This is a genomic window from Devosia sp. XGJD_8 (assembly GCF_046614475.1).
Classification (GTDB): Bacteria; Pseudomonadota; Alphaproteobacteria; order Rhizobiales; family Devosiaceae; genus Devosia.
The window spans coordinates 3,083,686-3,096,219 of the sequence record NZ_JBKJHF010000001.1 but is presented as its reverse complement, the minus strand read 5'-3'; the positions used below and the strand labels follow the sequence as shown (position 1 = coordinate 3,096,219).

The window sequence follows — 12,534 nt, the reverse complement described above, 5'->3', positions numbered from 1 at the left end:
TTGTAGTCCTTACTTAACAGCGCCGAAGGTGAGGCCGCGGACGAGTTGTTTCTGGCTGAACCAGCCCATGAGCAAGATCGGCGCGATGGCTAGCAGGGACGCCGCCGAGAGCTTGGCGAGGAAGAGGCCCTGCGGGCTGGAGAACGAAGAGATGAAGGCGGTCAGGGTGCCGGCGCGTCCCGAGGTCAGGGTGATGGACCAGAAGGCCTCATTCCAGGCGAGGATGACGTTGAGCAGCAGCGTCGAGGCAATGCCGGGGACGGCCATGGGGACGAGGACGTGGACGATCTCGTTGTAGAGCTCGGCCCCATCCATGCGGGCGGCCTCGAGGATGTCGACCGGGATTTCCTTGAAGTAGGTATAGAGCATCCAGATGATGATCGGCAGGTTGATCAGGGTCATGATCAGCGTCAGGCCATGCACGGTGTCGAGCAGGCGCAGGTCGCGGAAGATCAGGTAGATCGGGATCAAGACGCCGACGGCAGGCATCATCTTGGTGGAGAGCATCCACATCAGGACATCCTTGGTGCGCTTGGTGGGCGCGAAGGCCATGGCCCAGGCGGCAGGGATGCCGATGGCAAGGCCGAGCAGGGTCGAGCCGACCGAGACCAGGATCGAATTGGTCGCGTGCTTGACGTAGTCCGAGCGGTCCTGCACCGCGGAGAAATTCTCCAGGGTGAAGTTCTGCGGCAGGAAGGTCGGGCTGTTGGCGATGGCCTCGGCCTCGGTCTTGAAGGCCGTGAGCAGCACCCAGAGGATGGGCGAGAATAGCAGCAGGGCGATGGCCCAGGCGGCGAAGGTGAAGCCGATCTTGGTGCCGGTGGAAACGTTGCGTGCCATTGGTCTGCTCCCTACGCGTCGAGGTTCTTGCCGACAGCGCGCATCAGGAAGAATGCAACGATGTTGGCGATGACGACGGCGACCACGCCACCGGCGGAACCGGCGCCGATGTCGTTGGAGAGAATGCCGGTGCGGAAGACGAGGAAGGCAATGTTGGTGGAGGCATAGCCGGGGCCGCCGCCGGTGGTGACGCGGATCTCGGCGAAAATGCCGAGCAGGAAGATGGTCTGGATCAGGATCACGATGGTGATCGAGCGGGCCATGTGCGGCAGGATGATATGGTAGAAGCGGTTGATGGCATTGGCGCCATCCATCTCGGCGGCCTCGCGCTGCTCTTCGGAGAGCGACTGCAGGGCGGTGAGCAGGATCAGCGTGGCGAAGGGAAGCCATTGCCAGGCGACGATGATGACGACCGAGAAGAGCGGATACTGGTTGAACCAGTCGACCGGCTCAAGGCCGAAGAATTCGAACAGATGCGCCAGCACGCCATAGCCGGGATGCATGAAGCCGTTTTTCCAGATCAATGCCGCCACGGGGGGCATGACGAAGAAGGGCGAGATGACGATGATGCGCAGGATGCCCTGGCCCCAGATGGGCTGATCGAGCAGCAGCGCCAGAAAGGTGCCGCCGATGACGGTGATGGCGAGCACGCCGCCGACCAGGATCAGCGTATTGACCAGCGACTGGGTGAAGCTGGGATCGCCCAGGACATAGATGTAATTGGCCCAGCCGGCAAAGCCGGTCATCATCGGGTTGATGAGGCTGTAGTTCTGGAAGCTGAACCAGAGCGTCATGACCAGCGGCACGATCATCCAGATCAGCAGCACGATGACGGCGGGCGCCATCATGATGCGAGAGAGTGTACGGGTCTGTGCGGTGGCCATGCTGGTGATCCGTTCCTGAAACAGAACTTGGAGCCGTCTTCCTCAAGGGGGAAGAAGGGAAGCCGCCCGGTCGCCAGAGGGGACCTTTGACCGGGCGGCTTGTCTCGGGAGGAGACCTACTTGATGTAACCGGCGCGGGTCATGTCGCGCGTGGTGGCATCCTGAGCCTGGGCCAGGGCATCGTCGGCCGACATCTGGCCGGCCAGGGCCGCGGAGAAGAGCTGGCCCACATTGGTGGCAATGCCGGCGAACTCGGGGATGGCCACGAACTGCACGCCGACATAGGGCACCGGCTGAACGGTCGGTTCACTTGGATTGGCGGCGTTGATGGAGTCCAGTGTCATCTTGGCGAAGGGCGCGGCAGCCTGGTACTCGGCATTCTCGTAGAGCGAGGTGCGGGTGCCCGGGGGAACGTTGGCCCAGCCTTCGGCTGCGGCGACGGTTGCCAGGTATTCCTTGTTGGTCGCCCAATCGATGAACTGCTCGGCAGCTTCCTTGTTCTGCGAGGAGTTCGGGATGGCCAGGGACCAGGCCCAGAGCCAGTTGCCGCGCTTGCCCAGGCCGTTGTCGGGCGCCAGGGCGAAACCAACCTGATCGGCGACGGTAGAATCAGCGCCGGTCACGAAGGAAGCGGCGACGGTGGCGTCGATCCACATGCCGCACTTGCCCTGCTGGAACAGGGTCAGGTTTTCATTGAAGCCATTGGACGAGGCGCCGGACGGGCCGGCATCGGCCATCAGCGACAGATAGGTGTCGAGCGTGTTCTTCCACTCGGGCGTGTTGAACTGGGGGGTCCAGGTCTCGTCGAACCAGCGGGCGCCAAAGGAGTTGGACATGGCGGTGAGGAAGGCCATGTTCTCGCCCCAGCCGGCCTTGCCGCGCAGGCAGATGCCGTTGATGTCATTGTCGCGGTCGGTCATGGCACGAGCCGCTTCGCCGATGAATTCCCAGGTGGGGGCGTCGGGCATGGTCAGCCCGGCCTTTTCCATCAGGTCCTTGCGGTACATGACCATCGAGCTCTCGCCGTAGAAGGGCGCGGCATAGAGCTTGCCATCGACCGACAGGCCGTCGCGGATGGCTGGGAGCAGGTCGTCCACGTCGTAGTCGGCGTCGGCGGACAGGCCGTCGAGCGGGGCCAGCCAGCCCTGCTTGGCCCAGATCGGGGCCTCATAGGTGCCGATGGTCATCACGTCATACTGGCCACCATTGGTGGCGATGTCGGTGGTGACGTTCTGGCGCAGCGTATTTTCTTCGAGCACGACCCAGTTGAGTTCAATGCCGGTTTCTTCGGTGAATGCAGTGGACAGGCCCTGCATGCGGATCATGTCGCCGTTGTTCACGGTGGCAATGGTGAGCGTCTGCGCAGAGGCGGAAGCCGCCAGCGCAAGGGTGAACGCGCCCACGAGAATGGGTGTCAATTTCATCGATATACCTCCCAGAAACCGAAACGGGCATTTGTTCCGGCAATGGGCAAATACTCACAACTTATGCGGCAGAGTCAAGCGTGCCATGCGCTGGCGGTCTGACGTGCGTACGTCAGTGCACGCTGTAGCGGCCGGAATTGTTCTGATAATCCAAGTGGTTACTAGAGGTTCAGCAGGCCTTCTGCGGTCCGCTCGTCGGTGATCAATCCGTTAACCAGCCGGCGGTTGAGCGTTGCCTTGATGCCGGGCAATTTGCGCTTGCCCATGGCGATTGCCACGACAAGCGAGCGTTCGCGCGACGGTAAAGGTGCCGATGCAACGCGATCGTTGATGATGCCATCGACCAGCTTGCCTTCGGCATCGAAGCTCCAGCCGCAGATCTCCCCTATGGCGCCGGCCTTCTGCAGGCCCTTGAGCTCTGCGTCGGTGATGAAGCCGTCGAGATAGAGCGGTGCATCGGGACCGATATCGCCGACGCCGACAAAGGTGACGTCTGCCTTGGCGGCCAAAGCGAGGGTTTCGCGAATCATGGGCTGGGCATGCAGCAGCTCCCGCTCGCGCGCCGATGAGGCGATGACGGGCAGCGGCATGGGAAAGCTGCGGGCCTTGACCGTATCGGCCATGTTGAAAATGACGTTGTAATAGGCTGCAGAGCCGTCCGGGGCGATGTTGCCGGTGAGCGAGACCACCTTGTGGTGCGGGCACTCCATGGGCATGAGCTGCTCGACGGCCGCCTTGAGCGTGCGGCCGGTGCCGATGGCCATGACGATGGGATCAGGACGCTTGAGCCAGCGTTCGATTTCGGCCGCGCCCGCCTCGGCCACGCCGATGGTGGTGGATTCGCTGCTTGGATCGGACGGGACGACCTCGACAAGGTCGAGGGCAAAGCGCGCCTTGAGGCGGCTGGCCAGATCCATGCAATGGCCGATCGGATGATCAAGGCGAACCTTGATCAGGCCCTCGCTGACCGAGAGCGAAACCAGGCGCTGCGCGGACTGGCGGGAAATGCCCAGCTTGGCAGCGATCTCCTCCTGGGTATTGCCGGCAACATAATAGAGCCAACCGGCGCGGGCGGCATCGTCCAGCCGATTGATCGAGGTGTCTATTCGCTGCGCCATGGCCTGCCCTGCACGTTTGCGCGGATTATTCGGCCATGGCGCGCGCCGCCGCAAGGCGTTTATGCATCAGGTGCCCGGGCCCTGCCGGGCCAGCTGCCGCATGGCGACGCGGATATCGCGCTCGGTATCCTTGAGGTGGACACGCATGGCCTCGGCTGCGGTGCGGCCATTGCCGGCCTTGATGCAGTCGAGGATGCGCTGATGGGCCTCGATGGTGTCATGCAGGGAATGGCCGCGCTGCTCATGGCCGCGCCGGCTGATGAAAAATCCCTCGCGCAGGGGCCTTGCCATGGCCTCGAACAGAAAGCCCAGGACGCGGTTGCCACTAGCCAGGGCCACGGCCTCGTGGAAGCCGACATCATGGGTGTGGAAGCCGACCTCCTGCTCATGCGTCATGGGTTCGCCGGGAATGCCGACCGTATCGCGCATGCCCTGCAATTCGCTCTCGATGGCGGCGATGCCGGCACGGGTGGCGCGCTTGGCGGCGAGGGTTGCCGATTGCACTTCAAGTGCCAGGCGCACCTCGACGAGATCGAACAGGCCCTTGGAATCATATCGGATGACCGAGGTGAGAAAATCGGCGAAAGCAGCGCCATCAGGTTCGCGCACCACGGCCTTGCGACCGCGCGCGATGGCGAGCAGGCCGCGCCCCTCCAGAAGCTTGACTGCCTCGCGGATGGTCAGGCGGCTGACATCGTAGCGGGCGGCCAGTTCCGCCTCGCTGGGCAGGCTGACGCCCGGGCTCATCTCGCTCAAAATCTCGCGCGCCAGAGCATCGGCAATGGTCATGGCAGCGGTGGGTTGGTCGGTGCGCTGGTCACCTTCGGCAGTGGTCACGGCTCCTCCAAGGTATCTGATACCTTTGACATTCCGGGGTCGCTTTGCGATCTTCTCCGGGTACGTACCTCAACAATGTGAACATGATAGCGGCTGAGGGTGTGTGCCGCAATCGCCCCGAAAACAAGCAGTATCGTTAATATTCGATAGTCGAAAAAATTCGGCATCTGCGGGAAAGCGCCTTTACACCGATATCTGATTATCCTAGTTTCCGCGCCGTGGGCTTGGGAGGGCTCCAGGCAGCAACAGCAGCCATGATGCTGGAGGATTTCTTGCAGTACGGACTGGACGAGTGCCCTGCGCGCTCGATCGGTTTCCGTGGTCGGCCTGGGGCAGGTTTGTTTTGCGAACCGCCCTTCGACAGCTGGACTTGCTCGCCGGGGCCTCTCCCCTGAAGACCATCCAAACTTCTGAACTCGAAGTACAAAAGGGAGTCGAGACGTGAAGATTTTCAAGACGCTTGCCACCGTGCTGGCCGTCGGCGCAATGGCGCTGACCGCTTCCACCGCAGCCTTCGCCCAGGACAAGGGCCAGATCGGCATCGCAATGCCGACGCAGTCGTCGCTGCGCTGGATCTCGGACGGCAATGAACTCAAGGCGGCTCTGGAAGCCAAGGGCTACACCGTCGACCTGCAGTTCGCAGAAGACGATATCCCGAACCAGCTCGCGCAGATCGAAAACATGGTCACCAAGGGCGTCAAGGCACTTGTGGTCGCTTCGATCGACGGCACCACGCTCAGCGCCGTGCTGCAGCAGGCTGCCGATGCCGGCATCAAGGTTGTCGCCTATGACCGCCTGATCCGCGACACCGCCAATGTCGACCTCTACACCACCTTCGACAACTTCCAGGTGGGCGTGCTCCAGGCCAACTCGCTGGTCAAGGGCCTCGAGGCAAACTTTGCCGACCAGAAGCCGTGGAATGTCGAGCTGTTCGGCGGTTCGCCGGACGATAACAACGCCTTCTTCTTCTACGATGGCGCCATGAGCGTGCTGCAGCCGATGATCGACGCCGGTGACGTCGTCGTGAAGTCGGGCCAGATGGGCATGGACACCGTCGGTACGCTGCGTTGGGACGGTGCTGTCGCACAGGCCCGCATGGACAACATCCTGTCGGCCAACTATTCCGACGGCACCCGCGTCCATGGCGTGCTGGCTCCCTATGACGGCCTGTCGCGCGGCATCATCTCGTCGCTCCGCGGCGTTGGTTATGGCTCGGCCGACCTGCCCTGGCCTGTGATCACCGGCCAGGATGCGGAAGCTCCCTCGGTCAAGGCGATCGTTGCCGGCGAGCAGTACTCGACCGTCTACAAGGATACCCGCGAACTGGCCAAGACCACTGCCGACCTCGTCGACACGCTGGTTTCCGGCGGTACGCCGGAAGGCCTCGACACCACCACCTATGACAATGGCGTCAAGGTTGTGCCTTCGATCCTGCTGACCCCGTATGAAGTCGACCTCAGCAACTACCAGGCTCTGGTCATCGACTCGGGCTACATCAAGGCCGAAGACATCCAGTAAGCTTCGGCTTCTGCAATCGGGGCCCCGCGGTGACGCGGGGCCCTTTCCCGTCACCGGGTCAGAGCGCTACAATGCGACGCTTGGTGAGTACGAGAAGGCGACGAATGAGCAATACCATTCTGGAGATGCGCGGCATCACCAAGACCTTCCCCGGCGTCAAGGCGCTGTCGGATGTGAACCTCGAGGTCCGGGAAGCGGAAATCCACGCCATCGTGGGTGAGAATGGCGCCGGCAAATCCACCCTGATGAAGGTGTTGAGCGGGGTCTACCCGTCTGGCAGCTATGACGGCCAGATCATCTACAAGGGCGAAGAGCAGCACTTCAAGTCGATCCGCGACAGCGAGCACAAGGGCATCGTCATCATCCACCAGGAGCTGGCGCTGGTGCCGCTGCTGTCGATCGCCGAGAACATCTTCCTCGGTAACGAGCAGGCGACGGCCGGGGTGATCGACTGGGACGAGACCCGCGACGGGGCGCGCAAGCTGCTCGGCATGGTGGGACTGACCGAAGATCCCGATACGCTGGTGACCAATATCGGCGTGGGCAAGCAGCAGCTGGTGGAAATCGCCAAGGCACTCAGCAAGGAAGTCAAGCTCCTGATCCTCGACGAGCCGACGGCCAGCCTGTCGGAAAAGGACAGCGCGGCGCTGCTTGAGCTGCTGATGGAATTCCGCAAGCAGGGCATTACCTCGATCCTGATCAGCCACAAGCTGAACGAGATTTCCAAGGTCGCCGACCGGATTACGGTGATCCGCGACGGGCGCAGCATCGAGACGCTGAACAAGGAAGACATTACCGAGGACCGCATCATCACGCTGATGGTGGGGCGCTCGCTCGACGACCGCTATCCGGCGCGCGTGCCGCAGATCGGCGAAGTTGTGTTCGAGGTCAAGAACTGGAACGTCTTCCACCAGCTCCACCGCGACAGGCAGGTCATCAAGGATATCTCGCTCAATATCCGCAAGGGCGAAGTGGTGGGCATTGCCGGGCTGATGGGCTCGGGCCGCACCGAATTTGCCATGAGCGTCTTCGGCAAGTCCTATGGCCAGAAGATCACCGGCGAGGTGTTCATGCATGGCCAGAAGGTCGACACGTCGACTGTGGGCAAGGCCGTGGCCAGCGGGATTGCCTATGCTACCGAAGACCGCAAGACCTATGGCCTGAACCTTATCGACCATATCAAGCACAATACCACGATCGCCAATCTGGCGGGCATTTCCAAAGTGGGCGTGATCGACGACATGGCCGAGATGGACGTGGCCAATGAATATCGCAAGAAGACCAATATCCGCTCGTCCAGCGTCTTTCAGGTGACCGGCAATCTCAGTGGCGGCAACCAGCAGAAGGTCGTGCTCAGCAAGTGGCTGTTCTCGAATCCGGATGTGCTGATCCTCGACGAGCCGACGCGCGGCATCGATGTCGGCGCCAAGTATGAAATCTACACGATCATCAACCAGCTCGTGGCGCAGGGCAAAGCCGTCCTCGTCATCTCCTCGGAGATGCCGGAACTGTTGGGCATTACCGACCGCGTCTATGTAATGAACGAAGGCCGCATCGTTGGCGAAATGCCGACCAGCGAAGCCAGCCAGGAAAAGATCATGCGCGCAATCGTCCGCGCTGAAGGGAAGGCATCATGACCACAGAAACCGCCCAGCCGGGCATTACGCCGACCGGCGAACAGGCCACCAATCAGCAGCTCAGCGTCTGGGGTGCATTGCAGGCCAATCTGCGCGACTATGGGCTGCTGCTGGCGCTGATCCTGATCATGCTGTTCTTCCAGTGGTCCACCGGGGGCGTGCTGTTCAAGCCGCTGAACCTGACCAACATCATCCTGCAGAACAGCTATATCATCGTGATGGCGCTGGGCATGCTGCTGGTGATCGTGGCTGGCCATATCGACCTCAGCGTCGGCTCGGTCGCCGGCTTTGTCGGCGCGCTCGCCGCCATGCTGATGGTGGGCTGGCGCTTTCCTCCCGAACTGGCTTTCCTGGCCCATCCGCTCGTGGCCGGCGCGATCTGTATCGTGGTTGGCGCTGCGATCGGCGCGGCGCAGGGCTATCTCATCGCCTATCACAAGATACCCGCCTTCATCGTGACGCTGGCCGGCATGCTAATCTTCAAGGGCCTGTCGCTGGCGATCCTGGCCGGCAAGTCGGTCGGTCCGTTCCCCGCCGAGTTCCAGCTGCTGTCTGCCGGTTTCATCCCCGACATCATCGGGCCGACCACGCTGATCCCGGCCAGCGAAGGCGTGCAGCCGCTGGTGCTGCACACGACCACAATGGTTATCGGGCTGGTAGCCATCGTCGCCATGCTGTTCATGGCGATCCGTGGCCGCGCCCGGCGCCTCGCGCGCGGCTATGAGAACGAGCCCTTCGGCCTGTTCGTCGTCAAGAACCTGGTGATTGCGGCGCTGGTGCTGTTCTTCTGCTACATGCTGGCCTCCTATCGCGGCCTGCCCAACGTGCTGGTGGTGATGGGCCTGCTCATCGCGCTTTTCGTGTTCGTCACCAAGCGCATGACCTTTGGCCGTCGCATCTATGCACTGGGTGGCAACCTCAAGGCGGCGTCGCTGTCGGGCATCAAGACCGAACGGCTGACCTTTTATGTCTTCGCCATCATGGGTGCGCTGGCGGCTCTGGCCGGCATGATCTACGCGGCGCGGCTGAATTCGGCGACGCCGAAGGCCGGGCAGGGTCTCGAGCTCGACGTGATCGCGGCCGTGTTCATCGGCGGCGCCTCCGCGCTGGGCGGCGTGGGTGCGGTGGCCGGCGCGGTGATCGGCGCCTTCATCATGGGCGTGATGAACAACGGCATGTCGATCATGGGCATCAACATCGACCTGCAGCAGATGATCAAGGGCGTGGTGCTGCTCGCAGCCGTGTTCTTCGACCTCTACAACAAGAACCGCTCGGCCTGACAGCGCGTGGTTGAATGCTCAGGCCGCCGGGGTGACCCGGCGGCCTTTTTGTTTGTGAGGACGTCTGACGGGTTGCGCCGCGAAATGTCGGAATTCTTCAATCTCTCAGGGAGCCTTGGCCCTAGAGCTAGACATCAACCGCACACCTTCAAGGAGACGTTCGATGTCGATGTCCAGGCTTGCCGCCAAACCCGCCGTCACCGCGCTCGCCTTCACGCTGTTGGGTATCGCCACCCCCGGCGCCGAAACGGTGGTCGACCTGCCCGGCGGAATAAAGGGAACTCTTGCACTTCCCGATAGCGGCGCGACTGGCGCGGCCGTTGTCATGCTGCATGGCTTTGGCAGTTCCCGGGACGAAGTCGGCGGGCTCTTTGCCATACAGGCGGCGGATCTCTCGGAGAAGGGCATCGCCTCGCTGCGCATCGATTTTCGCGGCTATGGCGAGAGTTCTGGCGACATGGCTGATACCACGCTCGAAGGGCTGGTTAGCGACGCAAGTACCGCCCGCGGCTTCCTCGCCGGGATCGATGGCGTGGATGCGGCCCGGATCGGTGTGATCGGCTATAGCTTCGGCGCGGCCGTGGCGATGCTGGAGCCCGATGAATTCGCGTCGGTCGTGGTCTGGGGGCAGATGGGCGACCTTCAGGCCGAATTCCTCGAATTCCTGGGACAGGACTTCTATGACAAGGCGGCGGCCGAGGGGGTGGCCAGCGTCGACCTGGGATGGCGGACGATCTCGCTCAAACAGACTTTCTTCGAGAGCCTAGCCCAGCACGATCTGGCAGATCGTTTCGCCGGCTATGCCGGGCCGTTCCTCACCATTGCCGGGGACGCCGACCCGGCCGCGAGTTACTTCGAACAATATCTGGGTCTTGCCATCGGCCCGACTGAAGCGGTGGTCATTCCCGGGGCGGACCACATGCTGGGCGTCTTCAGCGACCAGCCGGAGATCGGCCAGCAGGTCATCGACAAGACTACCGACTGGCTGCGCGAGAGGCTCTAGCCGCACTCGTTCAGTGAAGATGGGTCGAGATTGTTTCTCGGCCCATCTTTGCTTGCGGATTGCACAAATTCACAATCGTGTCAGAGTTGCCGCAGCGCATCTGGGCCAGCGGCATGCATCGCATTGTGAAACTGGAAGGGTGGACGTCTCCACTTGTGGAGTCGGTGACCCACACCACGTTCGGGGAGAATGGCAGCACACTGATGCAGCCCGATGGCTGCTGGGACTTCGTGATGATGAAGACAGCGGCGGGCGTCATGGTACTGCGCACCGGGCTGACCACGACCGCCGTGACGCATGAATTCGCGGCCGGTGACGAAATCCTGGCCATAGCCTTCAAGCCGTCCAGCTATATGGCGCTGATGCCAGGAGAGCAGATGCGGGACGAAGGTGTTGTTCTCCCCGGGATCGGTCCGGACCGCTTCTGGCTGGGCACGGACGTGCTGGAGATACCGACCCTCGAGACTGTCGACCGCTTCGTCGACAAGCTCTCGAGAAACGGCCTTGTCGAGGACAACCGCGTGGTTGCCTCGGTCGTCTCCGGGCATCCGATGGCCATGTCGGAGCGGACGATGCAGCGGCACTTCCTCAAGACCACGGGGCTGACCTACAAGGCCTTCACACAGATCGAACGGGCCCAGAAAGCAGCTGCGCTGCTCCGGCAGGGGCGCCCGGCCGCGGACGTCGCCTTTGCGCTTGGCTATGCCGACCAGCCGCACCTGATCCGATCGCTGAAGGCCATCATGGGGCAGACGCCAAGCCAGCTTGCCGCTCCCTAATCTGTCGGAAATCTTCAATCCCGCCGTTGGCCCGCTGGCTAGAAAGGAAGCCCTTTCCACCAGCGAGGACGCCGCAAATGACCACCATCACCCCCTTCAAGATCACGATTCCCGAAGCCAAACTGGCCGACCTGCAGCAGCGACTGGCCAATACGATCCTGGCCAATGAAGTGCCTGGCGCCGGCTGGAGCCAGGGCCCAACGGTCGCCTTTGTCAGCCGCATGATCGACCGCCTGCAGAACGGGTTCGACTGGCGTGCACAGGAAGCCGCAATCAATCGGCATCCACAATTCCTCACCGAGATCGACGGGCAAACCTTGCACTTTCTCCACGTCAAGTCTGGCCGGGCCGGCGCCATGCCGCTTCTGCTGCTGCATGGCTGGCCGGGCTCGTTCGTGGAGTTCCTCGATGCCATTGCGCCACTGTCGGCGGCGGGGTTCGATCTCGTCATTCCCTCCCTGCCGGGCTTCGGCTTTTCCGGGCCGACCCGCGAGGCCGGCTGGAACGATGGCCGCATTGCCGGCGCCCTGCTCGAGCTGATGCAGCGGCTCGGCTATGAACGGTTCGGCGTGCAGGGCGGGGATGCAGGCGCGGTAATCGCGCCGGCCATTGCCCGGGCCGCGCCCGGCCGGGTCATCGGCGTTCAGGTCAATGCCGCGACCATGGGCTTTATTCCCTTGGGTCCGATCGAACCAAGCGAGATTGCCAGCTTCAGCGATGCGGAGAAGACGCGTCTGCAGCGTCTGCAGCAGTTCATGGCAGAACGCTTTGGCTTCAACGCGCTGCAGTCGAGCCGGCCACAGACGGTCGCCTTCGGGATTACCGATTCCCCGGCTGGCCTGATCGCCTGGCTCGGGGACATGTTTGCCGGATTTGGGGACAGCCCGGATGCCGTGGAGCAGGACAAGTTCCTGACCAATGTGCTGGTCTACTGGTTCACTGGCACTGCCGCTTCGTCGATCCGGCTGTATTACGAAAACGCGCACGACCCGGAGGCCTGGTCGCCAAAGCCCAATTCGGGCGTGCCGACGGGTGTGGCGGTGTTTGCTCGTGACGAGGTCGCCATCCGCCGGTTTGGCGAGACCGGCAACAGCATCGTGCGCTGGACCGAGCTGGACAGTGGCGGCCACTTCGCGGCGATGGAAGTGCCGGCGGTCTGGGCAACGGAGGTCGCCGGCTTCTTCTCAACGCTCAGGACATAATTGCTGGAGAGC

General features: G+C 62.5%; 11 protein-coding genes. 6 read left to right on the top strand and 5 right to left on the bottom strand.

The features are described from left to right. Window positions 1–9: 9 nt before the first annotated feature. From ACLI1C_RS14810 to ACLI1C_RS14790, 5 genes are all read right to left on the bottom strand, one after another. Window positions 10–840, bottom strand: a complete 831-nt coding sequence (locus ACLI1C_RS14810) for a carbohydrate ABC transporter permease (RefSeq protein ID WP_411397952.1) — start codon at window positions 838–840, stop codon at window positions 10–12. 11 nt (window positions 841–851) lie between these two features. Continuing rightward, entirely contained in the window at window positions 852–1,724 is an 873-nt protein-coding gene (locus ACLI1C_RS14805; RefSeq protein ID WP_411397950.1) for a carbohydrate ABC transporter permease, read from the bottom strand. 116 nt (window positions 1,725–1,840) lie between these two features. Further along, complete coding sequence (locus tag ACLI1C_RS14800) at window positions 1,841–3,148, bottom strand: ABC transporter substrate-binding protein (protein ID WP_411397949.1); 1,308 nt, start codon at window positions 3,146–3,148, stop codon at window positions 1,841–1,843. Window positions 3,149–3,309: 161 nt separating this feature from the next. Further along, complete coding sequence (locus ACLI1C_RS14795) at window positions 3,310–4,266, bottom strand: sugar-binding transcriptional regulator (RefSeq protein ID WP_411397947.1); 957 nt, start codon at window positions 4,264–4,266, stop codon at window positions 3,310–3,312. Window positions 4,267–4,332: 66 nt separating this feature from the next. Then, entirely contained in the window at window positions 4,333–5,103 is a 771-nt protein-coding gene (locus ACLI1C_RS14790; protein ID WP_411397946.1) for a FadR/GntR family transcriptional regulator, read from the bottom strand. A gap of 441 nt (window positions 5,104–5,544) precedes the next feature. Here ACLI1C_RS14790 and chvE point away from each other — a divergent pair, with 441 nt between their 5' ends. The 6 genes from chvE to ACLI1C_RS14760 all read left to right on the top strand — a co-directional run bounded on the left by chvE (window position 5,545) and on the right by ACLI1C_RS14760 (window position 12,522). Further along, window positions 5,545–6,621, top strand: a complete 1,077-nt coding sequence (gene chvE, locus ACLI1C_RS14785) for a multiple monosaccharide ABC transporter substrate-binding protein (protein ID WP_411397945.1) — start codon at window positions 5,545–5,547, stop codon at window positions 6,619–6,621. 104 nt (window positions 6,622–6,725) lie between these two features. Further along, a complete protein-coding gene (gene mmsA / locus ACLI1C_RS14780; protein WP_411397943.1) occupies window positions 6,726–8,258 on the top strand; it encodes a multiple monosaccharide ABC transporter ATP-binding protein in 1,533 nt (510 codons plus the stop codon). After that, window positions 8,255–9,538, top strand: a complete 1,284-nt coding sequence (gene mmsB / locus ACLI1C_RS14775; protein WP_411397941.1) for a multiple monosaccharide ABC transporter permease — start codon at window positions 8,255–8,257, stop codon at window positions 9,536–9,538. Before mmsA ends, mmsB begins: the two co-directional genes overlap by 4 nt. Window positions 9,539–9,701: 163 nt before the next feature. Continuing rightward, window positions 9,702–10,541 (top strand): alpha/beta hydrolase family protein, encoded by an 840-nt coding sequence (locus ACLI1C_RS14770; protein ID WP_411397940.1) that lies wholly within the window; start codon window positions 9,702–9,704, stop codon window positions 10,539–10,541. A 164-nt stretch (window positions 10,542–10,705) separates the two neighbouring features. Then, window positions 10,706–11,320 carry a helix-turn-helix domain-containing protein gene (locus tag ACLI1C_RS14765; RefSeq protein ID WP_411397938.1) on the top strand — a complete coding sequence of 205 codons (615 nt, stop codon included), beginning with the start codon at window positions 10,706–10,708 and terminating at the stop codon, window positions 11,318–11,320. A gap of 77 nt (window positions 11,321–11,397) precedes the next feature. Further along, a complete protein-coding gene (locus tag ACLI1C_RS14760) occupies window positions 11,398–12,522 on the top strand; it encodes an epoxide hydrolase family protein (RefSeq protein ID WP_411397936.1) in 1,125 nt (374 codons plus the stop codon). Window positions 12,523–12,534: the final 12 nt, after the last annotated feature.